Genomic DNA, 22,603 nt, shown 5'->3' with positions numbered 1-22,603 from the left:
GTCCTCACCAGACCCGTTCCACCTGCGCTTGCCCCTGCCGCAGACGGCTGTCGAGGAAGCGGCAGAAATCCGCCAGACAGGGGTTGTCGAACACATCCGAGACCTTCACCGCGGTGCCGAACTCGGCGGCCAGGCGGTTGACGATCTGGATGGTCTGCAACGACTGGCCACCAAGTTCGAAGAAGTTGTCCTGCGCCTGGATGCCGCCGACGCCGAGGATCTGCTGCCAGATGGCGCTGACCCGCTGCTGGGTGGCATCGTCCAGTGCCTGGATGGTCGCGTCCTGTAGGTACTCGGCCTGCAGGCGCTTGCGGTCGAGCTTGTTGCTGCCGGTGCGCGGCAGCGCGCGATAGTGGCGGTAATCGGTGGGCACCATCGCTGCGGGCAATACCTGACCCAGCGCGCGGCGAATCGCCCGCAGGTCGTCACAGGGGCCAGCGACGAAGGCCACCAGCCGGCGCAGTCCGCCGCCCAGCTCCAGGCCGAGCACGCAGGCCTCGTCGACGCCGTTCAGCGCCAGCAGGCGCGCCTCCACCTCGCCGGGCTGGATGCGGTAGCCGCTGATCTTGAATTCGTTGTCCAGCCGGCCGAGGTAGACCAGCTGGCCATCGACGCGACGCACGCGGTCGCCGGTGCGGTAGACGGTCTCCTCGTGCGCACCGATGCGCAGGCGGGCGAAGGCCGCGGACGCGCTGTTGAGATAGCCGTTGGCCAGCTGCGCGCCGCACAGCACCAGCTCGCCCTCGGCGGCCGGGCGCTCGCCGCGTTCGAGCACCAGCGCCTGCACGGTCGCCAGCGGCAGCCCGATGGGCAGGCGTTCGGCGCTGGCATCGACCGTCTGCAGGTCGCAGCTGCTGGCGACCACCGTGGCCTCGGTCGGCCCGTAGGTGTTGATCAGCCGCAGCTGCGGTCCGGCCACCCGCTGCCAGGCGGCGAGCTGTTCGGGAAATACCGCCTCGCCGCCGATGATCACTGTCTTCAACCCGGCTGGAATCCGCGTCTGGCCGCTGCGCAGCGCCACCACCCACTCGTTCCAGAACGCGGTCGGCAGGTCGACGATGCTGATCGCCTGCGCCTCGATTCCATCGACGAAGGTGTCGATCGACTGCAGCAGCGCATCGGTGCGCAGCACCAGGGTCGCGCCGGCACTGAGGCTGACGAAGACTTCCTCGATGCTCGCATCGAAGTTGAACGGCGCGAACTGCAGCATGCGGTCGTCCGCCGTCACGCCGTAGCGCAGCCGCGCCGCCGCGCTGAAATGATCCAGCGCGCGATGGCTGATCTCCACGCCCTTCGGCGTGCCGGTGGAGCCGGAGGTGAACATCAGATAGGCCGCCGCCTCGCCGCTGCGCGGCGCATGCCGGCGTTCACAGGTGGCGAGCTGGCCGAGCAGCTGGATCGGTCCGGCGTAGCTGTCGGCCAGGCGATGGCGGTAGGCCGCTTCGGTGATCACCAGCGCCAGTTCTGCGCTGGCGCAGATCAGTGTCTGCCGTTCGGCCGGCTGCTCGGCATCCAGCGGCACGTAGACGGCGCCTGCCAACAGCACGCCGAGCTGCGCAAGGATCGCCTCGGGCGAGCGGGCGAGCATCACGCCGATCCGCTCCCCGGGCTGCACGCCCTGCTCCGCCAGCGCCGCGGCGATCTCCTCGGCGCGTGCCAGCAACGCGGCGTAGTTCAGCCGGCGCTCGCCCTGACACAGGGCGATGCGCTCCGGCTGGCGCTCGGCGTGCGCGCGGATCGCCGCCAGCACGCTGGTCACCTCGCCCAGCTGAGCCTGTTCCGCGGCCGGCGCGCTGAGGCGCTGGTGAAATCGGTAGTCGGCCATCCAGGCCTCGAGGATCAGGTCGCGCGGCATCTGCGGTGCCGCCAGCCAACGGCGCAGCAGCTCGAATAGCTCCTCCTGCAATGCCCGCAGATGCTCGGCGCTGTAGCACGCCGGGTTGGCGTCGTAGTCCAGTTGCGGGATGCCATCGGCGCCGACCTGTACCTCCAGGGTCAGGTCCTCCACCGGCCCGGCGCTGAGGTTGAGCGTGCGCGCCGCCAGCTCGCCGTAGGCCAGCGGGCGGTCGAACGGCATGATGTTGATCAGCGGGCCGAACAGCCGCTGCTCGCCGCCGACGCGGCCGAGGTCGCGGCGCAGCGCTTCATAGCGGTAATGCTGGTGCTTGCGGCTGGCGCGGCGCAGCTTGCCGATGGCCTTCGCAGTGGCGATCAGACTGGCCTCGCCATCGGCCTGCAGGCACAGCGGCGCGATGTTCATCTGCATGCACGGCACGTTGAACGAAGCCGAGCCGATGCGATTCATCACCATCAGGCCGAACACCTGGGCATCGCTGCCGCTGACCTGGCGCAGCTGCGCGCTGAGCGCGGCCAGCAGCAGATCGGCCCAGCCGATGCCGTGGGCCTCGGCGGTGGCGCTCAGCAGCTGCCACAGCGGTGCCGGAAAGCGCGCGCCGTGCCGCACGAAGTTCGCCGAGATCGGCGCGCTGCGCTCGCTGAAGCTGACCGGCGCCGGCAGCCGCGAGAAGGTCTCCAGCCAGTAGCCGCGCGCGGCGGCGGTCTTGTTTTGTGCATCGCGCTCGGCGTCCTCGGCGAGTACATCGGCATAACGGCCGAAGCCGCAGGCCGGAGCCGGTTCGCCGCGCACAGCGGCGCCGTAGAGCTCGGCGATGCGCTGGTACAACAGGTTGGTGCCGTAGCCGTCGAGGGCGATGTGGTGCACGCAGCTGTAGAGAAAATCCTGCCCCGCCGCCCGCAGCAGGACGAAGCGGCAGGCCAGTTCGCGCTCCAGGTCGAACGGCTGGCGGATGTCGGCCTGCGCCCAATCGCGTACCCAGCTTTCGGCGTCGGCAAACGCCGGCACCTCCAATTGCGTCACCGTCAGCGGCAGTTCACCGGGCTCGAAGAGCACCGTCTCGCCGTCGATCACATATAGCCCGCTGAGCGCCTCGCACTCGCCTACCGCCTGCTGCACGGCAGCGATCAGCAGCGGCGCCTGCACCTTGCCGGCGAAGGCGATGCACTCGGCGGTGTTGAACATGGCGCGGTCTTCGTTGAGCAGGTAGCCGTACCACAGGCCCTGCTGCGCATTGCCCAGCGGCCTCATGCGGCACCTCCGTGCTGCTGGATCTGCGCCCACCAGCCGTTGAGCGTCGGCGTCTTCGCCAGATCGGTGAAGCTCAGTTCCAGCCCCTGCTCGCGCCACTCGCTGAGCAGCGACATCACCTGGATCGAATCCAGGCCGTAGTCGAGCAGGTTCTCGTCCGGGTCGAACGGCTCGTCGATCTCATCGAGCATCGCCAGCAGGCGTGCCTGCAGCGCCTCGCGGGTCAGCCTCAGACCTGCTGCATGCCCCAGCCCGAGCACCTCGCGGCATTCGATCACCCGCCCGCAGCGCGTGGCGACGTAGTTCAGCGCCATCTGGTGGTCGGCCTGAGTGAAGTCGGCAATGCCATCGGCCAGCAGGAACGGCTGGATGTCGCGCATGAAGGCGTCGCAGGCGGTCATCAGGCAGCCGATGTGGCCGTAGATGCCCCCGATGATCAGCTGATCACGGCCCAGCTCGCGCAGCATGTGTTCCAGCGGCGAACGCTGGAAGGCGCTGTAACGCCATTTGACCAGCACGGTGTCGTCCGCCGCCGGCGCCAGGCCGGCGACGATGCCCTGACGCGCCGGATACTGGGTGATGCCGGGGCCCCACATATCGTTGAGCAGCGCCCGCTCGGCGTTGGCCTGCTGCCCCGGTTGCGCGGTGTAGACCACCGGGATGCCGAGCGCCTTGCAGTGCGCGCGCACGGCGGCCAGACGCTCGACCAGCGCGGCGACGAAGGCGCTGCCCTCGCCCCAGAAATCGCAGAAATAGTCCTGCATGTCATGGATCAGCAGCACCGCGCGCGCGGGGTCGACCGGCCACTGGACCTTGTTCACCGCCCATTCGCTGGGCAGGTTGTAGGGCGTGAGCGTGGGGATCGTCATGAGCGAAGTCCTTATTCAGTAACGGTCAGTTGTTCGGCGAGACGGCGGCGCAGGCGGGTCTTGTCGACCTTGCCCACCGCCGTCATGGGCAGCGCCGCGACCTGCTCGATGCGGTCCGGCAGCTTGTAGTCGGCGAGCCCGAGGCCACGCAGGTACTTGCGCAGGGCGACGCCCTTGAGCGTCGGGTCGCGGCTGACGATGAACGCGCAGCTCTTCTCACCCATGCTCGGGTCCGGCATGGAAACCAGCGCGGCGTGGGTGACGGCCGGATGCGCCATCAGCAGGTTTTCCACTTCCTCGGCGGCGATCTTTTCGCCGCCGCGGTTGATCTGGTCCTTGATGCGTCCGACCACCACCAGGTAGCCGTCCGCGCGCAGCTGCACGAGATCGCCGGAGCGGTAGAAACCCTCGGCATCGAAGGCCTGGGCGTTGTGTTCCGGGCTCTGGAAATAGCCGCGGATGGTGTAAGGCCCGCGAGTCAGCAGCGCGCCGACCTGCCCCGGCGCGACCGGACGCCCGTCGCGGTCGACCACCCTGACCTCGTCGTCCGGGCTCATCGGCCGGCCTTGGGTCAGGTAGACGTGCTCGTCGTCATCGTCCAGACGCGTGTAGTTGACCAGTCCCTCGGCCATGCCGAAGACCTGCTGCAGACGACAGCCGAGCACCGCCGGGATGCGCCGCGCCTGCGCTTCCGGCAGTCGCGCGCCGCCGACCTGCAGCAACCGCAGCGAGGCCAGCTCCGCCTCGTGCCCGGGCGCCGCCTGCAGCCACAGCGACAGCGCCGGCGGCACCAGCGCGGCGACATTGACCTGCTGCGCGGCGATCAGCGCAAAACAGCTCGCCGGTCCGGGATCGGCCGCGAGCACCACGCGGCCACCGGCGACGAAGACGCCCAGCGCGCCGGGCGAGCTGAGCGGGAAGTTGTGCGCGGCCGGCAGTGCGCAGAGGTAACGGGTATCGCGGTCGAAACCGCACAGTTCGACGCTGCGCCGCACGCTGTAGTAGTAGTCGTCGTGGGTTCGGGGGATCAGCTTCGGCGTGCCGGTGCTGCCGCCGGATAGCTGGAAGAACGCCACCTCGTCGGCGGGCGTCGGCGCAAAGTCGCACGCGGCGGCCACCGGTTGCAGCCAGGCCGCCAGGCTGCGCTGCGCCAGACCGTCGGCATGCAGCAAGGCGGTGTCGATGCCGGCCAGCTGCTGCAGCTCGGCGAGAAACAGGTCGTCGTTGTGGAACAGTGGATGCAAACGGCTGGCGATCAGCAGGCGCGGACGGATCTGCTCGGCATAGGCGCGCAGTTCCAGCCGGCTGTGGCTGAACAGTGCGTTGACTGGCGCAATCCCGGCCTTGAGCAGCGCGAAGAACACGATGTACAGCTCGGCCTGGTTGCCCAGCTGCACCAGCGCCCGGTCGCCCGGCCCGAGGCCGTGATTGGCCAGCCGCTGGGCCAGGTTGGTGGACAATGCATCCAGCTCGGCGTAGCTCAGCTCGCGCTCGCCGCAGACCACCGCGATGGCCTCGGGCTGCGTTTCAGCCTGAACCGCGAGCATGTGGCTGAGCGGCTTGCCCAGCCAGTAGCCGGCCTGGCGGTAGCGCTCGGCGAATGCGTCCGGCCAGCGGGTGAACGGAATCAGGCTCACACGGCCTCCTTGTCGAGGCCGAAGGCGGCGAGCATGGTGCCGAGCTTGGTGCCGGTTTCGCGCCACTCCGCGTCCGGGCAGGACGCGCTGACCAGACCGGCGCCGGCGAACAGACGTACGCGGGTCTGCTGGATGATCCCGCAACGGATCACCACCGCCCATTCGCCGTTGCCGGCGGCATCGCACCAACCGACGATGCCGCCGAACACGCCACGGTCGAATGGCTCCAGCTCGGCGATCACCTGCTTGGCGGCAGCGGTGGGAAAACCGCACAGCGCGGGCGTCGGGTGCAGCCGGCAGGCCAGTTGCAAAGCCGATAACTCCTCGTTCAGCTCGCCGTCGATCCGGGTCGACAGGTGCCAGAGCCTGGCGGTCTTGAGCAGCGTCGGCGCCGGCGGGACGTTCAACGTGCAGCACAGCGGGCGCAGCTGGCGTTCGAGATCGTTGATGACCAGCCGGTGCTCGTGCTGGTCCTTGGCCGAATCGAGCAGTGCACGCGCGGCCTCCGCATCGGTCAGCGGGTCGGGCGAACGCTTCGCCGAGCCCGCCAGCGGATTGGTGCTGAACGCACGCCCGTGCTTGCGCAGCAGCAACTCCGGACTGGCGCCGATCAGCACGCCCTCGCCGGGCAGATCGACCGCGAAGTGGTAGGCCTCGGGGTTCTGCTGGCGCAGGCCCTGGAAGATCGTCTGCGCGCAGGGCGGTTCGTCGAATTCGAGTTGCAGCAGACGCGACAGCACGGCCTTGTCGATGCGGCCTTCACGCAGCAGATCCAGTGCCTGATTGACCGCATCGCAGAAGCCAGCGCGCCCCGGCTGCTCGATGCAGCTGCGCGCCGCGCCGCAGGGCAATCCGCAGATCGCGGTGGGCGGCGCGCTGGGCGGCAGGAACGCCAGATGCAGCGGCACGAAGAGTCGCGATGGCTGCGCCTTGTCGAAGGGAATCACCCCGACTACCGCGGGATTGCTCAGCCCGGCCCGACGCGCATCGTCGAATGCCTGCTGCATGCTGCGCTCGAGCGCCTGTCCATCGTCGCCGCAGGGCAGGGTCAGCGAAGCGAAACAGCCGCTCGCCTCGACTCCGCCAGTCGGCGAATAAAACCGGAAACCAGGGTCAAAGATACGGCTCTGGCGGGCGCCAGAGAGTACTGCCTGAGCCCATGCGTTCACCGCGACCTCCTTAGCCATTCTTAATCAGAATTATTATCATTTGCATAGAAGGCGACGAATCTAGCCACGCCGATCAGGTGCGTCAAATTATTTCGAGTGAATTTTTTGAATCGATATGCATGCCAAAATGCCAGTACAAAGCGCGCGATCGGGCGCGAACTTCGGCAATCAACCGGCATCGAAACGACGACATTCGATCGCCAAAGGAGTCGAAATGCGCGTCAGATGGAGCCCCAACGCTATCCCGTGCAATGCCCTGCCAAGGACCGGCGTGCGCCCCTCCGGCCGGCCGTGGCACCTGCGCGCCGGCGCGTTCGCACTGCTCGCCACGGTCGCCGCGCTGCCCGCCTGGGCGACGAACGGCACCTCGCTGGCCGAGCGCGACGCGCACAACAAACGCCTGAGCGAACAGTTGCAGCTGGCACCGAACGGGCAATCGGCCGCGCCGACCGCGCGCTACAACCACATCATCACCTTTGGCCAGTCGCTCGCCTCGGCAGCCGAAGGCTGGCCGGCGCTGTCGACCGAGGCGCGCTACGACAACCTGATGCTCGGCCAGGCGGTGCGCTCGGCGACCTTCAGCGGCGCATCTTTCGAACCCGTCGGCCAGGCAGCCTTCAGCCCGCTGCGCGCGGTGGTGCAGCGCAAGAGCGATGCGCGGATCATTCTCGAGCCGGCGCAGGTCGCTCAGCTCGAAGAGCACGCCCAGGAGGAAGGCGAATCGGTGGATATCGGCGCGCTGAACATGGCGCGACGCCTGTATCTGCAAAAGCGCGGCAGCGACGCCGATCCGCAGCACCTGTTCCTCGCCAGCAACGCGGCAACCTCCGGACGCTCCATCGCGCAGCTGTCGAAGACCGGCGGCACCCACGAATACCGCCGCGTGCCGCAAGCCATGGACCAGGCGAAGGCGCTCGCCGACGCGGAGAACGCCAGCTATGCCGTCAGCGCGTTCTTCTGGATGCAGGGCGAGTTCGACTATTCCCACACCAACGGCGGGGTGAACGACAAGGCGCGCTACAAGCAGCTGGCACGCCAGCTGCGCGACGACCTCTATGACGACACCCGCGCCATTACCGGGCAAACGCGAATGCCCGCCTTCATCAGCTATCAGACCGACGCCAAATCGTCGATGAAGGACGGCTCGCTGGCGGTCGGCATGGCGCAATGGGAACTGGCACAGGAGGAGCCCAACTGGTTTCTCGCCGGCCCGGTGTATCCGTACGTCGACAAGGGCGTGCACCTGTCGGCCAACGGCTATCGCTGGTTCGGCCAGATGCTCGGCAAGGTCTACCATCGGGTCGCCGTCGAGGGCCGCAAATGGCAGCCGCTGGCGCCGCGTCGGGCCACGGTCGCGGGACGCGAGATATTGCTGGATTTCCACGTGCCCGCGCCGCCGCTGCAGTTCGCCGAACCCTACATCGGCCACGTCGCGCGACCGGTGAAGAACAAGGGCTTCATGGTCTATGACGATCAGGGCGAGGTGCCGCTGGAAGCGGTGGACATCGCCGCCGACACCATCGTCCGCCTGCGCGCCGGGCGCGATCTGGCCGGACAACCGCGCATTACCTACGCGAGTTTCCAGGTCGGTGGCGCCGGCCAGCTGCGCGACAGCGATGCCACGCAGGCCGACGCCAGCTACGAATACCTGCCGGAACAGGGCATGCCCGAGGAGGCGAATATCCCCGCGCTGGTCGGTAAGCCCTACCCGTTGCAGAACTGGAGCATCGCCTTCGAGCTGGTGGCAAAACCTGGACAGGCGTTGCCCTAGCTACCAGCCGAGGGTTTCTTTGAGGAAAGGAATGGTCAGCTTGCGCTGCGCCTGCAGCGAGGCCTGATCGAGGCGGTCGAGCAGCTCGAACAGCGCGCTCATGCTGCGCGCGCCACGGGTGAGGATGAAGCGGCCGACGTCGTCCGGCAGATTCAACCCGCGGCGCGAGGCACGCAACTGCAACGCACGCAGCTTGTCTTCGTCGGATAGCTGCTGCAGCTGGAACACCAGCGCCAGACTCAGCCGCGATTTGAGGTCAGGCAACTGCACTGCCAGCTCGCGCGGCGAGGCATCGGCGGCCAGCAGCAGTCGTCGACCGCTGTCGCGCAAGCGATTGAACAGGTGGAACAGCGCCTCCTCCCACACCGCATCGCCGGCCACCGCGTCGAGATCGTCGAGGCAGACCAGTTCGCACTGCTCGAGGTTGTCGAGCAAGGCCGGGCCATATTCGGCGACCTCGGCCAGCGGCAGGTAGACCGCCTGCTCGCCACGCTCCTCGACACGCAGGCAGGCCGCCTGCAGCAGATGGCTGCGACCGACGCCAGTACTACCCCACAGATAGATCAGTTCGTCCGACCAGCCCGCTGCCGGCGAGCAGAGCCGCTCGACATAGCCGAGCGCCGCGGCGTTGGCGCCCGGATAGAAGTTGGCGAAGGTGGCATCGTCGCGCAGACGCACGCCGAGGGGCAGCTGGATGGGTTTCATGGCTCGGATGGTGGTTCGGCCGCGACGGCGGCAGGCTTTGCGTAAAGGTCCGAGAGTTTATAGAGATCATGCACATGGCGCAGCAGAACCATGATCACCGCCGCTACCGGCAGCGCCAGCAGCACGCCGGTGAAGCCGAACAGCTGGCCGCCGGCAAGCACTGCGAAGATCACCGCCACCGGATGCAGGCCGATGCGATCGCCCACCAGCAGTGGCGTCAGCAACATGCCCTCGAGCAGCTGCCCGACCGTGAAGACCGCGGCAACGCCCAGCAGCGGATAAGGCTCCAGGCCGAACTGGAATAGCACGGCGATCACCGCTGCGGCGAAGCCGACGACGAAGCCCATGTACGGCACGATGCTGGCGAGCCCCGCGAGCACGCCAATCAGCAGGCCCAGCTCCACGCCAACCAGCATCAGGCCGGCGGCATAAATCACCGCCAGTGCCAGCATCACCAGCAGCTGGCCGCGCAGGAAGGCGCCGATCACGTCGTGGCATTCACCGATCAGCGCGACCACCACGCCCTCGCGCCGACGCGGCAGCAAGCTGCGCAGCTTGGCCATGATCAGGTCCCAGTCACGCAGCAGATAGAAGCTTACCACCGGCACCAGCAGCAGATTGCCGACCCAGGCCAGCAACGCCAGGCTCGACGCCGTCGCCTGGCTGAGAATCACCCCGACGATGTCGGTGGTGCTGCCCAGATGCCCGGACAGCGCCGCTTTTAGCTGATCGAAGCGCCAGAAGTCCTGCTCCAGCCCCAGCTGCTCCTGCACCCACGGCAGCGCCTGTTGCTGCAACCAGTCGAGCGCCAGCGGCGCAAGCTGGTAAAGATGCATCAGCTGCTTGCCAAGCATCGGCAGCAGCACCAGCAGGAGCAGCAACAGCAGCAGACTGAACAGGCCGAACGTAGCGATCACTGCCCAGGTGCGCGAGCATCTCCAGCGCTCCAGCCGATCGACCAGCGGATCGCCGAGATAGGCCAGCAGGATACCCACCAGGAACGGCGAGAGAATCGGCGTCAACAGGTAGACCAGCCAGCCGCACAGCAGCAGGCCGGCCAGCCACAGCCAGCGGTTGGAATCGGTCATGTTCATTGCGCGACGCCTTGCAGTCAGGAGGCTCGAAGAAAAGGTTGGAGTAGCACCTACCAGCGGTAGCGCAGCACCGTGTCGGGCTCAGGCTGCGCCGCCTGCGGCTGGTCGGGTGCTACCGGCGCCGCATTGCCATCGAGCGGGGCTGGCTCGGCCGGAACCTCCTGCAGGCGCGCCAATTCCAGCTGGGCGCGCAACTGCTCGGGGCTGGCAGTCACGCGATAGACCAGACGGTCGCGCTCGACACTCAGCAGCTTGCCGCCAAGCGGCTGCAGCAGCTTGTCCAGCTCGGCGAAGCGGGTAATGTCCGCGCCGAGCACTTCCAGCGTCAGCTCCTTGGCTGCGCCCGGCGCAACGACGTAGCGCGGCGCCAGGTACTGGCTCACTGCCAACATCACGGCGTCGGCGACAGCCGCCTGGCTATCGCCCTTGGCCTGGCCGCTGCCGTGGGCATCATTCAGCCAGAGGTTCCAGCGCGCCTGCCAGCCTTCCTCGCCCTCACGCGCATGCACCGTCAGCAACGCGTCGGCGGCGTAGCGTTCGGACGGCTCGCGCAGCGCCTGTGCGTCCGCGGCGCCGAGCGTTTCGGGCGTTGCGGCAAGCTGTTCCTGCAAGTCGGCCAGCGGCAGACGCAACGGCAGGCCGCGATGACGCGCCGCAGCTTGCAGCGCGGTCGCGCCGTCCTGCGCGTCGCCCAGCAGCTGGGTGCCATTGGCCGTCTCGCTCAACCACCACGCCAGCACCACCGGCCGATTGGCACCCCACAAAGCCAGGCCAGCCTGGCGCAGGGTGCGTTCGGTGGTGGCCGGGTCGAAATCGACCACCAAGCTGTCGCCCTCGTAGCCGTAACGGCTGATCAGCTTTTGCGGGTCCTTGCGCAGTTCCGCCAGCGCCGGTTTGCCGGCACTGGCGGCATCGCCGGTCAGGCGCAGCAGCAGCGTATCGAAGGCGCGCTGCAGCGCTTCGCCGCGCGCGTCGGCCTGCTGGCTGGGCACCGGCTCGCGCACCTGATAGAGCGTGCGCAGCGGTTCGGCGAACAGCGGCGACGCCGCGAGCGCGAGGCAGACGACGAGGAAACGGGAAACTAGGCGCATGGAGGGTTCTCGCGAGAGCGGCTGATCGCCGGCGGGGAACGGGAGCGCATACCTTAAACAGCCGCCGGATACCCGGCAACCGACACACGCCCGGCCTGTCGGCTGCGTCACCGCCGTGTCCGGTCGGAGCCGCCCGCGCGGCGCGCCCGGGCGGGATGGTCGCTGCGTGGCAAGCCTGATAAAATCGCGCGCTTTCCGCAGACCGACTCCGACGCCCCACCGCGGGCCGGAAATCCTGCGCCAGCCGAAGACATGCTTCCGCTGGCCATCGCACGGTCGAAACCCGCACTCCTCGCACAGGCCCGGACTCTATGAGCAAGCAACCCTCCATTAGCTACAAGGACGCTGGCGTCGACATCGATGCAGGCGAAGCGCTGGTCGAGCGCATCAAGGGCGTGGCCAAGCGTACCGCGCGCCCTGAAGTGATGGGCGGCCTGGGTGGCTTCGGCGCGCTGTGCGAGATTCCGGCCGGTTACAAGCAGCCAGTGCTGGTGTCCGGCACCGATGGCGTCGGCACCAAGCTGCGCCTGGCGCTGAACCTGAACAAACACGACAGCATCGGCCAGGATCTGGTTGCCATGTGCGTCAATGACCTCGTCGTCTGTGGCGCCGAACCGCTGTTCTTCCTCGACTACTACGCCACCGGCAAGCTCAACGTCGACGTGGCCGCCACGGTGGTCACCGGCATCGGCGCCGGTTGCGAACTGGCCGGCTGCTCGCTGGTCGGCGGCGAAACCGCCGAAATGCCCGGCATGTACGAGGGCGAGGATTACGACCTGGCCGGCTTCTGCGTCGGCGTGGTGGAGAAGGCCGAGATCATTGATGGCTCGAAGGTGGCCACTGGCGACGCGCTGATCGCCCTGCCCTCCTCCGGCCCGCATTCCAACGGTTACTCGCTGATCCGCAAGATCATCGAAGTCGCCGGCGCCGATATCGAGAGCGTGCAGCTCGACGGCAAGCCGCTGGCCGATCTGCTGATGGCGCCGACGCGCATCTACGTCAAGCCGCTGCTGAAACTCATCAAGGACACCGGCGCGGTCAAGGCCATGGCCCACATCACCGGCGGCGGTCTGCTCGACAACATCCCGCGCGTGCTGCCCGAAGGCGCCCAGGCGGTGATCGACGTGGCCAGCTGGACCCGCCCGGCGGTGTTCGACTGGCTGCAGGACAAAGGCAACGTCGACGAGCACGAGATGCACCGTGTGCTCAACTGCGGCGTCGGCATGGTCATCTGCGTCGCCCAGGACCAGGTCGACGCCGCACTGACCAACCTGCGCGCCAGCGGTGAGCAGCCGTGGGTGATCGGCCGAATCGCCGAAGCCGCCGAAGGCGCGGCGCAGGTCCAGCTGAACAACCTGAAAGCCCACTGATGCCCTGCAACGTCGTCGTCCTGATCTCCGGGTCCGGCAGCAATCTGCAGGCGCTGATCGACAGCCAGAGCGACAGCAACCCGGCACGCATTGGCGCGGTGATCTCCAACCGCGCCGATGCCTACGGACTGCAGCGCGCCCAGGCCGCCGGCATACCCACTCAGGTGCTGTCGCACCGTGAGTTCGCCGACCGCGAGGCTTTCGATACAGCACTGATGGCGGCCATCGACGCCTTCCAGCCGGATCTGGTCGTGCTCGCCGGCTTCATGCGCATCCTCACGCCCGGCTTCGTCCGCCATTATCAGGGGCGCCTGCTGAACATCCATCCGTCGCTGCTGCCCCGGCACAAGGGGCTGGATACGCACAACCGCGCCGTGGCTGCCGGTGATACCGAACACGGCTGCAGCGTGCACTTCGTCACCGAAGAGCTGGACGGCGGACCGGTGGCGATCCAGGCGGCGATCCCGATTCGCGCGGATGAAAGCGTCGCGCAACTGACCGACCGCGTACATGTCGAAGAACATCGCATCTACCCGCTCGCCGTTCGCTGGTTCGCCGAAGGGCGCTTGCGCCTCGGCGAGCAGGGCGCGATGCTGGACGGCGAAAAACTGCCGGCCTCCGGCCATCTGATACGAACCTAGGAGAGATTATGCGTCGCGCCTTGCTGCTCGCTCTCGCCGTGCTGGCCCTGCCGGCCCACGCGCTGGAGCTCAAGCCCTTCTCCGCCAGCTACACCGCCGACTGGACGCAGGTACCGGTCAGCGGCACCGCCGAACGCAGCCTGGCGAAACTGCAGGACGGCCGCTGGCAGCTCGATTTCGAGGCTTCGATGCTGGTTGCCAGCTTCAGCGAGCGCAGCACGTTTCGCATCGAGGGCGACACCTTCCTGCCAGATAGCTATCGCCTCGAACGCGGCGGCCTGGGCAAGGGTAAGAAGATCAAGCACGACTTCGACTGGCAGGCCAAGCAGGTGGTCGGCAGCGACCGCGGCGATCCGGTCAAGCTGACGCTGCATCGCGGCCTGCTGGACAAATCGACCTATCAGGTCGCTCTGCAGCAGGAAGTGGCGGCAGGCAAGCAGAGCATGAGTTACCAGGTGGTCGACGGCGACGAGATCGAAACCTACGACTTCCGCGTGCTCGGTGAGGAAAAGGTCGACACCCAGGCCGGCCAGGTCGACGCGATCAAGGTCGAGCGCGTGCGCGATCCGACGCAGAGCAAGCGCGAGACCATCCTCTGGTTCGCCAAGGACTGGAACTACCTGCTGGTGCGCCTGCATCAGGTGGAAAAGGATGGCAAGCAGTACCAGATCATGCTGCAGGAAGGCAGCGTCGACGGCCGCGCCGTCAAAGGCAACTGATCACCCGCGGCACCGCCCTGCGCTGCCGCCCTCTCCCTGTCGAGTACCCCATGACCGCCGCTCGCGCCCTGTTGCTCGTCCTGCTGCCACTGTTCGCTGGTTGCCAGTCGCTATTTCGCACCGAGGCACCTGCGCCGGCCGGTGATCGTCTGCAGGGCATGCTGACGCGCCAGGGCGATGCCTGGCAGCTGCAACCGTGCGGTCAGTTGCCGGCGCTGCGGTTACGTGACATCAAGGACGGCGGCCTGCTCCAGCCGGCCAGCGAGCTGATGGCGGACGGACAGGCGCAGCTGTTCGCCGATGTACGCGGAGCGCTCGATCTGCAGCACGCCACGCTGGCGGTGCATCGCCTCTACCGCCTACAGGGCGAAGGTCCCGGTTGCAACGATAAGAATTTCTCACGCCTGATCCTGCGCGCCAGCGGCAACGAGCCCGACTGGAGCCTGCTGGTCACCAGCGACGGTTTGCTGCTCGAACGCCCGGGCGAACCCGCGCTTGCCCTACCCTATCTGGAAGAACAGCTGCCCGAGGGCCAGCTGGCCTTCACCAGCGAGGCCAACCGGCAAAGGCTGCAGCTCTGGGTCACGCCACAGCGCTGCCAGGACAGCGCCAGCGGCGCCGTCACGCACCTGAGCGCGCAGCTGCGCCTGGATGACGGCAAGGTCCTGCGCGGGTGCGCCTACTACGGCGGCGCCCGCAACGATTGAACCCACCGAGGCGCAGCGCGCCCCGCGACTGACAAGAACCAGAACCATGAACGACGCACTGTCCCTGCTGCAGCCCTACCCCTTCGAGAAACTGCGTGCCCTGCTCACCGGCGTAGTGCCGCCAGCAGACAAGCGACCGATCGCACTGTCGATCGGGGAACCCAAGCATCGCTCGCCGGACTTCGTCGCCCAGGCGCTGAGGGACAACCTCGATCAGTTGGCGGTCTACCCGACCACGCTGGGCATCCCGGCGCTGCGCGAAGCGATTGCCGGCTGGTGCGAGCGGCGCTTCGGCCTGGCCGCGGGCGCGGTCGATCCGGCCCGGCAGGTGCTGCCGGTCAACGGCACGCGCGAGGCGCTGTTCGCCTTCACCCAGGCCGTGGTCAGCCGCGCCGCCGACGGCCTGGTGATCAGTCCCAACCCGTTCTATCAGATCTACGAGGGCGCGGCGCTGTTGGCCGGCGCCACGCCGCACTATCTGCCGTGCCTGGCCGAGAACGGCTTCAATCCGGATTTCGATGCGGTGCCGAGCGACGTCTGGCAGCGCTGCCAGATCCTGTTCCTCTGCTCGCCGGGCAACCCTACCGGGGCACTGGTACCGCTGCAGACGCTGCAGAAACTTATCGCCCTGGCCGACGAGCACGACTTCGTGATCGCCGCCGACGAGTGCTACAGCGAACTCTACTTCGACGAGGCCAACCCGCCGGCCGGCCTGCTGAGCGCTTGCGCCGCGCTCGGTCGCCACGACTACAAGCGCTGCGTGGTGTTCCACAGCCTGTCCAAGCGCTCCAACTTGCCGGGCCTGCGCTCGGGTTTTGTCGCCGGCGATGCCGACATCCTCAAGGCCTTCCTGCTCTACCGCACCTACCACGGCTGCGCCATGCCGGTGCAGACCCAGTTGGCCAGCGTGGCGGCGTGGAACGACGAGATTCACGTGCGCGCCAACCGCGAGCTGTACCGGGCGAAGTACGACGCCGCGCTGCAGATTCTCGCGCCGGTGCTCGACGTGCAGCGTCCCGATGGCGGCTTCTACCTGTGGGCGAAGACGCCGGGCGACGATCAGGCCTTCACCCGCGAGCTGTTCGCCGAAGAGCACGTCACCGTGGTGCCGGGTTCCTACCTGTCGCGGGAGATCGACGGTCTTAACCCCGGCGCCGGTCGGGTGCGCATGGCGCTGGTGGCCCCGCTGGCCGAATGCAGCGAGGCCGCACAGCGCATCCGCAACTTCCTCGAACGCCGCTGAACGGCCGCAGGCCCGCTGCAACCGCCCGCTGCGTTCAGTAGACGCCGGGCGGTATGGCGTCCTTGCCGTAGTTACGCAGCTTCTTCAGATTCTCCGGCTTCATGTGTTCCGGCAGATCGGCCTCGCGCCGCTCCTCGTCCGGCTCAGTACGCTCGGACCGTTCTGGTTGGTGCTGCCTGTTCTGTTCGCTCATGTCAGACTCCTCGCCTCAGTGGGCCTACCCTTCCCAGATCGGTTCGCCGTCGGCATCGATCTCGCGCAGCCTGTTCAGCGCGGCCTCGGCGACACTCTGCGCCTCGGATTGCAGATCGAACCGGCGCCCGTCCGCTACTTTGACTATATGCACGTGCTCGTCGCTGTCCCGCCGCTGTACGGCGATGATCGCCTGATAGCCATCCTCCAGCGGGATGGCCGATGACAGCGCCTCGAAATGTTCGAAATGTCTGCGTGCCATGAAGTGCCCCGTCGTTGCGATTGTCACCAATGGACAACAAGACGCTGGTAAAAGATCGCCGACCCGGCTCGAACGCGCCCGCCGTGCCACGCTCTGAATACAACCATAGCCCTGCCGGAGAAGACCGATGACCATGACCGAAGAATATGCCGCGAGCGAACCCAGCCGCGCGGCGGTCGATGCCCTCGACGGGCTGACACTGCTGGAGTTCGGCGCACCCTGGTGCGGTCATTGCCGTGCTGCCCAGCAACCGCTGGCACAGGTTCTGGCCGAGCGTCCGGCGCTGCGTCACCTGAAGATCGAGGACGGCCCCGGCCGTCCGCTCGGACGCTCGTTCCGCGTCAAGCTGTGGCCCACACTGATCCTGCTGCGCCAGGGCGTCGAGATAGCACGCGCGGTTCGCCCAACCACCACCGATGCCATCGAGCAGATCCTCGGCGATGCCGGCCAGGCCTGAGCCGCGCGACATTTCCGGTCACACCCGCGGCGGCGCTCCGAGACCGGCGCGCACCGACATACAACAGCCGGGCATGGCATAATCCGCCACCGGTTTTGCAGGAGTTTGGAGAGGCATCCATGCCCAACGATAACCAGGGAATTTGCCTGTATGGCATCAAGGCCTGCGACACGATGAAGAAGGCCCGCAGCTGGCTCGACGAGCAGCAAGTGGACTATGCCTTCCATGACTACAAGAGTGCCGGCATCGACCGCGCTCACTTGCAGGCCTGGTGCGACGAACATGGCTGGCAGACGGTGCTGAACCGCGCCGGCACGACCTTCCGCAAGCTGGATGACGCGCAGAAAACCGATCTCGACCAGGACAAGGCCATCGAACTGATGCTGGCCCAGCCGTCGATGATCAAACGCCCGGTGCTCGATCTGGGCAGCCGGACCCTGATCGGCTTCAAGCCCGATCTCTATGCCGCCGCATTGGCGAACACGAACTGACAGCGGCCCGTCGGCACGGACCGCCACACGAAAAGGATTCTCTTATGTCTACCACTCTCTTCAGCCTGGCCTTCGGTGTCGGCACCCAGAATCGCCAGGGCGACTGGCTGGAAGTCTTCTACTCGCTGCCGCTGCTGCAGCCGGCCGGCGAGCTGATCGCGGCGATCAGCCCGATTCTCGGCTACACCGGCGGCAACCAGGCCATCGCCATCACCATCAACCAGGCCGCCGAGCTGGCCGATGCGGTCAAGGCGCTCGATGCCAAGCAGCACGCCCTGCTCACGCGTCTGGCCGAGAGCCAGAGGCCGCTGGTGGTGACCCTGCTGGCCGAGGATGCCGCGCCGACCTCGACGCCCGAGGCCTACCTCAAGCTGCACCTGCTCTCGCATCGCCTGGTCAAGCCGCACGGCCTGAACCTCTCCGGCATTTTCGCGCTGCTGCCCAATGTTGCCTGGACCAGCCAGGGCGCCGTCGATCTGGCCGAACTGGGCGAGCGCCAGCTGGAAGCCCGCCTGAAGGGCGAGCTGCTGGAAGTCTTCTCGGTGGACAAGTTCCCGAAGATGACCGACTACGTGGTCCCGACCGGCGTGCGCATCGCCGACAGCGCCCGCGTGCGCCTGGGTGCCTATGTCGGCGAAGGCACCACGGTGATGCACGAAGGCTTCATCAACTTCAACGCCGGCACCGCCGGCCCGGGGATGATCGAAGGGCGTGTGTCGGCCGGTGTGTTCGTCGGCAAGGGTTCGGACCTCGGCGGTGGCTGCTCGACGATGGGCACCCTGTCCGGCGGCGGCAACATCGTGATCTCCGTGGGCGAAGGCTGCCTGATTGGCGCCAACGCCGGCATCGGTATCCCGCTGGGCGACCGCAACACCGTCGAATCCGGTCTGTACATCACCGCCGGGACCAAGGTCAGCCTGCTCGACGAGAACAGCCAGTTGGTGCAGGTGGTCAAGGCACGCGATCTGGCCGGTCAGCCGGACCTGCTGTTCCGCCGCAACTCGCAGACCGGCGCGGTGGAGTGCAAGACCCACAAGTCGGCGATCGAGCTGAACGAAGCACTGCACGCGCACAACTGAGCGCCGACCAGGATTACCGGCGCGCTCGTCGCCCGGTAATCCGCGCAACACGCCGAGGCCAGACATGATTTTGCATTCCCCCTGGCGTGCCGACTTCCCGGCCCTGGCCGTGCTCGAAGCCCAGGGTCAGACCTATCTCGACAGCGCCGCCACCGCGCAGAAGCCGCAGGCGCTGATCGACGCGCTGACCGGTTACTACACCTGCGGCGCCGCCAACGTGCACCGCGCCCAGCACCAGCCGGCCGAACGCGCCACGCGCGCCTTCGAGGACGCGCGGATCAAGGTCGCGCGGTGGTTAAACGCCGCCGGCCCGACCGAGATCGTCTTTACCCGTGGCGCCACCGAGGCGCTGAACCTGCTGGCCTACGGGCTGGAGCATCTGCTGCAGGCCGGCGACGAGATCGTCATCAGTGCACTGGAGCACCATGCCAATCTGCTGCCCTGGCAGCAGCTCGCCCTGCGCCGGGGTGCCCGCCTGGTGGTGCTGCCGCTGGATGCGCAAGGCCTTATCGACCTGCCGGCCGCTGCGGCACTGATCGGCCCGCGCACCCGCCTGCTCGCGGTAAGCCAGCTATCCAACGTACTGGGCAGCTGGCAACCGCTGCAGGCGCTGCTGTCGCTGGCCAGGGCGCAGGGCGCGCTGACCATCGTCGACGGTGCGCAGGGCGTGGTGCACGGTCGCCACGACCTGCAGGCGCTCGCCTGCGATTTCTACGTGATGTCCAGCCACAAGCTCTACGGGCCGGACGGCGTCGGCGTGCTCTATGGCCGTGGCGAGTCGTTACTGCAGCTCAGGCACTGGCAGTTCGGCGGCGAGATGGTGCGCGTCGCCGAATACCACAGCGCCGAATTCCACGCGGCGCCGCTCGGCTTCGAAGCGGGCACGCCGCCGATCGCTGGAGTGATCGGCCTGGGCGCCAGTCTGGATTACCTCGCCGGGCTGGACGCGGCAGCGGTCGAGGCGCACGAACAGACGCTGCATCGCGCCCTGCTCGACGGCCTGCGCCAGCGCGAAGGCGTGCGCCTGCTCGGCGCGCCCAGCGTCGCGCTCGCCAGCTTCGTCGTCGACGGCGTACACCATGCCGATCTGGCGCACCTGCTCACCGAGCAGGGCATCGCCGTGCGCAGCGGCAACCACTGCGCGATGCCGCTGATGAAGGAACTGGGCCTGAGCGGCGCGATCCGTGTATCGCTCGGTCTGTACAACGACGGCGGCGACCTGCGGCGCTTCTTCGAGGCGCTGGATCGCAGCCTGGAGCTGTTGCGATGAGCGCCCTGCCCTCGCGCGCCGAACAGGCGCTCGCCGCCTTCGGCGCCGCGCCAGGCTGGGAGCAGCGCGCACGCCTGCTGATGCAGTGGGGCGAACAGCTGGAACCACTCGCCGACAGCGAGCGCTGCGAGGCGAATCGGGTCCGTGGCTGCGAAAGTCAGGTCTGGCTGGTCGGCGAGCGGCGCGACGGCCGCTGGCATTTGCGCGCCAGCAGCGATGCACGCCTGTTGCGCGGCCTGCTGGCGGTGCTGCTGGCCCGTATCGATGGACTGGAGGACAGCGAACTGGCGCGCGTGGATCCGAACGCGTGGTTCAGCGAACTCGGGCTGGCGCGCCAGCTGTCACCGTCGCGCAGCAACGGCATGCATGCCGTGCTGCAGCGGGTGCGCGAGCTGACGGCGGGCTGAAGCCGCCGTCGGGATAACTCAACGCTTGCGCAGGATCACGCTGCCGATCGAGTAGCCGGCGCCGAACGAGCTGAGCACCCCTAGGCTGCCGCTGGGCAGGTCATCCTGGTGCTTGTGGAAGGCGATCACCGAACCGGCCGAGCTGGTGTTGGCGTAAGTGTCGAGAATCACCGGCGCTTCCTGCTCGGTAGCGTCTCGGCCCAGCAGCCGGCGCACGATCAGGTGGTTCATGTTGAGGTTGGCCTGGTGCAGCCAGAAGCGCTTGACCGACTCCACCGCGATACCGCTTTCCTGCAGGTGCGCACCGATCAGTTCGGCGACCATCGGGCAGACTTCCTTGAACACCTTACGGCCTTCCTGGATGAACAGCTTGTCCGGATCGTCCTTGTGCTCTTCGGCGGCGCGGTTGAGGAAGCCGAAGTTGTTGCGGATGTTGTTGGAGAACTCGGTCACCAGCTTGGTGCTGACCACATCCCACTGGTGTTCGGAGGTCGCCAGATCGGCACGCTCGATGATCACCGCAGTGCAGGCGTCGCCGAAGATGAAATGGCTGTCGCGGTCGCGGAAGTTCATGTGGCCAGTGCAGATTTCCGGGTTGACCATCAGAATCGCCCGCGCCTGGCCTAGCTTGACGCTGTTCACCGCGTTCTGGATGCCGAAGGTCGCCGAGGAACAGGCCACGTTCATGTCGAAGCCGAAGCCCTTGATACCCAGCGCGGCCTGCACTTCGATGGCGATGGCCGGATACGGCCGCTGCAGGTTGGAACAGGCAACGATCACGCCATCGATATCGGCGGCCGTCTTGCCGGCCCGCGCCAACGCCTCTTCCGCCGCCTTGACCGACATTTCGCAGAGGATCGACCATTCCTCGTTGCTACGCTCGGGAATGCGCGGAACCATGCGCTCGGGATCGAGAATGCCGGTCTTGTCGGTGACGTAACGGCTCTTGATGCCCGAGGCCTTTTCGATGAAGGCTACGCTCGACTCGGCCAGCGCTTCGACCTCACCGGCGGCGATGGCAGCCGCGTGGTCGCTGTTGAAGCGCTGCACGTAGGCGTTGAACGACGCCACCAGTTCTTCGTTGGAAATGCTGCTGGCAGGGGTGTAAAGGCCGGTACCGCTGATGACGACGTCGTACACAGTCGTTCCTCTTGAATGATTGGCTGATCGTTTCTCTAACGTTCGGAGCGCGTCGACCACGGCCGTACGAGTGCTCCCAGCGCCGGGGTTAATGCCGGCTATTGTGCATTAAAAGTCCGAAGAATCTGCAACCTGGCAGCGAAACCAGAGGAAAAACCGACAATTACGCAACACCTGACCGTGACCGCCCGGTCGCAAAACAAAGAAGGCGTCTTGCGACGCCCTCTTTGTGTATAGACCAACCAGTCGGATTCACTTGATGCCCTGGCCGAGCAGCACGCCATTGACCTCCTTGCCGTACAGATTCACCCCGTCGTTGGCGTGGTATTTGTCGCGGGTCTTCGCGATCGATCCCTCGATCAGCCGCGGATCCTGCGGGCGCTCATGGCTGTTCATGAAGGCGGCGACGTTCCACGCCTGCTCGTCGGTCAGCGAGCCGCCCTTGCCCAGCGGCATGCTCTGCTTGATGAACGCCGCAGCGGTGTTGATGCGGTGCATCCCCGCGCCCCAGTTGAACGACTCCTTGCCCCAGAGCGGCGGGAACACATAGCTGCCGCCCGCCTTCTGCCCCTCGCCATTGGCGCCGTGGCAAACCGCGCACTGCTCGACATACACCTGCCTGCCCTGGGCAATGTCGTAACCTGCCTTCGGTTGCGGGACCTCGGGGTAGGCGCGGCCAGGCAGTTCCTGGCCGGTCGGCGCGCCCGTAGACAGCCAGTAGGAATAGGCCGTCAGCGCGTTGATCACATGGCTGTCGGCCGCCGGCGGCTTGCCGTTCATGCTGAACTGGAAGCAGCCCTGTACGCGTTCGGCGTAGCTGTTGACCTTGTCGTTCTTCTTGCGATACGCCGGGTACATCGGATACGCACCCCACAGCGGCGCAGAGTTGGCCTTGCGTCCCTGGTCGAGGTGGCAATTGGTGCAGTTCATGCCATTGCCGACGTATTCGGCAGCGTACTTCTGGGTATCGATGAAGATGGCACGGCCATCCTGCACCAGCTTGCCGAAGGCATTGTCCGGCAGGTCCTCCTCATGCGGCGGCTGGAAAAACGCCTCGCTCGGCGCCTTGCTGGCGCTGGCAACCAGTTGCGACTGGTCGTCCATGCGGATCTTTTCGGCGGCCTGCAGCGGCGCGCCAACAGCCAGAGCCAGGAGCGCTGGGATAAGAGTGTTCATCGGCAGT

At 67.0% G+C, this 22,603-nt stretch carries 22 protein-coding genes; 11 read left to right on the top strand and 11 right to left on the bottom strand.

The features are described 5' to 3' along the window. Nucleotides 1-4: 4 nt before the first annotated feature. Genes HU825_RS10925 through HU825_RS10910 form a run of 4 tightly spaced genes read right to left on the bottom strand, consistent with a single transcriptional unit; the run spans nt 5 to nt 6,781 of the window. On the bottom strand, nt 5-3,106 hold the full coding sequence (locus HU825_RS10925) for a non-ribosomal peptide synthetase (protein ID WP_234302022.1): 3,102 nt from the start codon (nt 3,104-3,106) through the stop codon (nt 5-7). After that, on the bottom strand, nt 3,103-3,975 hold the full coding sequence (locus tag HU825_RS10920; RefSeq protein WP_234302021.1) for an isochorismatase family protein: 873 nt from the start codon (nt 3,973-3,975) through the stop codon (nt 3,103-3,105). The genes HU825_RS10925 and HU825_RS10920 overlap by 4 nt, the downstream gene beginning before the upstream one ends. 11 nt (nt 3,976-3,986) lie before the next feature. Next, on the bottom strand, nt 3,987-5,612 hold the full coding sequence (locus HU825_RS10915) for a (2,3-dihydroxybenzoyl)adenylate synthase (RefSeq protein WP_234302020.1): 1,626 nt from the start codon (nt 5,610-5,612) through the stop codon (nt 3,987-3,989). Continuing rightward, a complete protein-coding gene (locus HU825_RS10910; protein ID WP_431978432.1) occupies nt 5,609-6,781 on the bottom strand; it encodes an isochorismate synthase in 1,173 nt (390 codons plus the stop codon). The genes HU825_RS10915 and HU825_RS10910 overlap by 4 nt, the downstream gene beginning before the upstream one ends. A gap of 214 nt (nt 6,782-6,995) precedes the next feature. On the opposite strand from HU825_RS10910, the gene HU825_RS10905 reads away from it, so the two are divergent. After that, nucleotides 6,996-8,552 carry a sialate O-acetylesterase gene (locus HU825_RS10905; protein WP_234302018.1) on the top strand — a complete coding sequence of 519 codons (1,557 nt, stop codon included), beginning with the start codon at nt 6,996-6,998 and terminating at the stop codon, nt 8,550-8,552. Here HU825_RS10905 and hda read toward each other — a convergent pair whose 3' ends face one another. The 3 genes from hda to HU825_RS10890 are packed head-to-tail and all read right to left on the bottom strand — an operon-like array spanning nt 8,553 to nt 11,442. Then, the gene (gene hda / locus HU825_RS10900; RefSeq protein ID WP_077683537.1) at nt 8,553-9,257 is read right to left on the bottom strand and encodes a DnaA regulatory inactivator Hda; all 705 of its coding nucleotides are present in this window, start codon (nt 9,255-9,257) and stop codon (nt 8,553-8,555) included. Beyond that, nucleotides 9,254-10,351 carry an AI-2E family transporter gene (locus HU825_RS10895; protein WP_189328023.1) on the bottom strand — a complete coding sequence of 366 codons (1,098 nt, stop codon included), beginning with the start codon at nt 10,349-10,351 and terminating at the stop codon, nt 9,254-9,256. The genes hda and HU825_RS10895 overlap by 4 nt, the downstream gene beginning before the upstream one ends. A gap of 50 nt (nt 10,352-10,401) precedes the next feature. Continuing rightward, nucleotides 10,402-11,442 (bottom strand): DUF2066 domain-containing protein, encoded by a 1,041-nt coding sequence (locus HU825_RS10890; RefSeq protein ID WP_234302017.1) that lies wholly within the window; start codon nt 11,440-11,442, stop codon nt 10,402-10,404. Nucleotides 11,443-11,753: 311 nt separating this feature from the next. Between HU825_RS10890 and purM the strand changes: the two genes are divergently transcribed. From purM to dapC, 5 genes are read left to right on the top strand one after another with little or no spacing between them, the layout of a single operon-like run. Then, nucleotides 11,754-12,812: a phosphoribosylformylglycinamidine cyclo-ligase gene (gene purM / locus HU825_RS10885; RefSeq protein ID WP_054093782.1), complete on the top strand. Its 1,059-nt coding sequence runs from the start codon at nt 11,754-11,756 to the stop codon at nt 12,810-12,812. Then, nucleotides 12,812-13,453, top strand: coding sequence for a phosphoribosylglycinamide formyltransferase (purN, locus tag HU825_RS10880; RefSeq protein WP_054093781.1), 642 nt, complete (start codon nt 12,812-12,814; stop codon nt 13,451-13,453). The genes purM and purN overlap by 1 nt, the downstream gene beginning before the upstream one ends. Before the next feature lie 8 nt (nt 13,454-13,461). Next, nucleotides 13,462-14,172, top strand: coding sequence for a DUF3108 domain-containing protein (locus HU825_RS10875; protein ID WP_043296060.1), 711 nt, complete (start codon nt 13,462-13,464; stop codon nt 14,170-14,172). A gap of 50 nt (nt 14,173-14,222) precedes the next feature. Next, entirely contained in the window at nt 14,223-14,879 is a 657-nt protein-coding gene (locus HU825_RS10870; RefSeq protein ID WP_234302016.1) for a COG3650 family protein, read from the top strand. 46 nt (nt 14,880-14,925) lie between these two features. Beyond that, nucleotides 14,926-16,122 carry a succinyldiaminopimelate transaminase gene (gene dapC, locus HU825_RS10865; protein ID WP_234302015.1) on the top strand — a complete coding sequence of 399 codons (1,197 nt, stop codon included), beginning with the start codon at nt 14,926-14,928 and terminating at the stop codon, nt 16,120-16,122. A gap of 34 nt (nt 16,123-16,156) precedes the next feature. Here dapC and HU825_RS10860 read toward each other — a convergent pair whose 3' ends face one another. Then, complete coding sequence (locus HU825_RS10860; protein WP_167136399.1) at nt 16,157-16,315, bottom strand: hypothetical protein; 159 nt, start codon at nt 16,313-16,315, stop codon at nt 16,157-16,159. A 24-nt stretch (nt 16,316-16,339) separates the two neighbouring features. Next, the gene (locus tag HU825_RS10855; RefSeq protein ID WP_077683542.1) at nt 16,340-16,576 is read right to left on the bottom strand and encodes a hypothetical protein; all 237 of its coding nucleotides are present in this window, start codon (nt 16,574-16,576) and stop codon (nt 16,340-16,342) included. Between the two features lie 127 nt (nt 16,577-16,703). On the opposite strand from HU825_RS10855, the gene HU825_RS10850 reads away from it, so the two are divergent. The 5 genes from HU825_RS10850 to HU825_RS10830 all read left to right on the top strand — a co-directional run bounded on the left by HU825_RS10850 (nt 16,704) and on the right by HU825_RS10830 (nt 20,280). Then, nucleotides 16,704-17,033 (top strand): thioredoxin family protein, encoded by a 330-nt coding sequence (locus tag HU825_RS10850; RefSeq protein WP_043296053.1) that lies wholly within the window; start codon nt 16,704-16,706, stop codon nt 17,031-17,033. Between the two features lie 119 nt (nt 17,034-17,152). Further along, nucleotides 17,153-17,524, top strand: a complete 372-nt coding sequence (locus HU825_RS10845; RefSeq protein WP_043296051.1) for an ArsC family reductase — start codon at nt 17,153-17,155, stop codon at nt 17,522-17,524. Nucleotides 17,525-17,568: 44 nt separating this feature from the next. Then, the gene (gene dapD, locus HU825_RS10840) at nt 17,569-18,603 is read left to right on the top strand and encodes a 2,3,4,5-tetrahydropyridine-2,6-dicarboxylate N-succinyltransferase (RefSeq protein ID WP_043296049.1); all 1,035 of its coding nucleotides are present in this window, start codon (nt 17,569-17,571) and stop codon (nt 18,601-18,603) included. A 64-nt stretch (nt 18,604-18,667) separates the two neighbouring features. Beyond that, the gene (locus tag HU825_RS10835) at nt 18,668-19,873 is read left to right on the top strand and encodes an aminotransferase class V-fold PLP-dependent enzyme (RefSeq protein WP_234302014.1); all 1,206 of its coding nucleotides are present in this window, start codon (nt 18,668-18,670) and stop codon (nt 19,871-19,873) included. Further along, nucleotides 19,870-20,280, top strand: a complete 411-nt coding sequence (locus tag HU825_RS10830; protein ID WP_156716413.1) for a SufE family protein — start codon at nt 19,870-19,872, stop codon at nt 20,278-20,280. The genes HU825_RS10835 and HU825_RS10830 overlap by 4 nt, the downstream gene beginning before the upstream one ends. An 18-nt stretch (nt 20,281-20,298) precedes the next feature. Here HU825_RS10830 and HU825_RS10825 read toward each other — a convergent pair whose 3' ends face one another. Beyond that, nucleotides 20,299-21,420: a beta-ketoacyl-ACP synthase III gene (locus HU825_RS10825; protein ID WP_043296044.1), complete on the bottom strand. Its 1,122-nt coding sequence runs from the start codon at nt 21,418-21,420 to the stop codon at nt 20,299-20,301. Nucleotides 21,421-21,672: 252 nt separating this feature from the next. After that, the gene (locus HU825_RS10820; RefSeq protein WP_234302013.1) at nt 21,673-22,596 is read right to left on the bottom strand and encodes a c-type cytochrome; all 924 of its coding nucleotides are present in this window, start codon (nt 22,594-22,596) and stop codon (nt 21,673-21,675) included. Between the last annotated feature and the right edge of the window lie 7 nt (nt 22,597-22,603).

The organism is Pseudomonas phenolilytica (assembly GCF_021432765.1).
Taxonomy (GTDB): Bacteria; Pseudomonadota; Gammaproteobacteria; order Pseudomonadales; family Pseudomonadaceae; genus Stutzerimonas; species Stutzerimonas phenolilytica.
This window is presented reverse-complemented; position numbering and strand designations above follow the sequence as displayed.

Coding starts and splice junctions, on each gene's coding strand:
- HU825_RS10855 (WP_077683542.1), bottom strand. CDS start 16,576: ATGGCACGCAGACATTTCGAACATTTCGAGGCGCTGTCATCGGCCATC.
- HU825_RS10920 (WP_234302021.1), bottom strand. CDS start 3,975: ATGACGATCCCCACGCTCACGCCCTACAACCTGCCCAGCGAATGGGCG.
- HU825_RS10925 (WP_234302022.1), bottom strand. CDS start 3,106: ATGAGGCCGCTGGGCAATGCGCAGCAGGGCCTGTGGTACGGCTACCTG.
- HU825_RS10870 (WP_234302016.1), top strand. CDS start 14,223: ATGACCGCCGCTCGCGCCCTGTTGCTCGTCCTGCTGCCACTGTTCGCT.
- HU825_RS10830 (WP_156716413.1), top strand. CDS start 19,870: ATGAGCGCCCTGCCCTCGCGCGCCGAACAGGCGCTCGCCGCCTTCGGC.
- HU825_RS10850 (WP_043296053.1), top strand. CDS start 16,704: ATGACCATGACCGAAGAATATGCCGCGAGCGAACCCAGCCGCGCGGCG.
- hda (WP_077683537.1), bottom strand. CDS start 9,257: ATGAAACCCATCCAGCTGCCCCTCGGCGTGCGTCTGCGCGACGATGCC.
- HU825_RS10860 (WP_167136399.1), bottom strand. CDS start 16,315: ATGAGCGAACAGAACAGGCAGCACCAACCAGAACGGTCCGAGCGTACT.
- HU825_RS10820 (WP_234302013.1), bottom strand. CDS start 22,596: ATGAACACTCTTATCCCAGCGCTCCTGGCTCTGGCTGTTGGCGCGCCG.
- purM (WP_054093782.1), top strand. CDS start 11,754: ATGAGCAAGCAACCCTCCATTAGCTACAAGGACGCTGGCGTCGACATC.
- HU825_RS10875 (WP_043296060.1), top strand. CDS start 13,462: ATGCGTCGCGCCTTGCTGCTCGCTCTCGCCGTGCTGGCCCTGCCGGCC.
- HU825_RS10835 (WP_234302014.1), top strand. CDS start 18,668: ATGATTTTGCATTCCCCCTGGCGTGCCGACTTCCCGGCCCTGGCCGTG.
- HU825_RS10905 (WP_234302018.1), top strand. CDS start 6,996: ATGCGCGTCAGATGGAGCCCCAACGCTATCCCGTGCAATGCCCTGCCA.
- HU825_RS10845 (WP_043296051.1), top strand. CDS start 17,153: ATGCCCAACGATAACCAGGGAATTTGCCTGTATGGCATCAAGGCCTGC.
- HU825_RS10895 (WP_189328023.1), bottom strand. CDS start 10,351: ATGAACATGACCGATTCCAACCGCTGGCTGTGGCTGGCCGGCCTGCTG.
- dapD (WP_043296049.1), top strand. CDS start 17,569: ATGTCTACCACTCTCTTCAGCCTGGCCTTCGGTGTCGGCACCCAGAAT.
- HU825_RS10890 (WP_234302017.1), bottom strand. CDS start 11,442: ATGCGCCTAGTTTCCCGTTTCCTCGTCGTCTGCCTCGCGCTCGCGGCG.
- purN (WP_054093781.1), top strand. CDS start 12,812: ATGCCCTGCAACGTCGTCGTCCTGATCTCCGGGTCCGGCAGCAATCTG.
- dapC (WP_234302015.1), top strand. CDS start 14,926: ATGAACGACGCACTGTCCCTGCTGCAGCCCTACCCCTTCGAGAAACTG.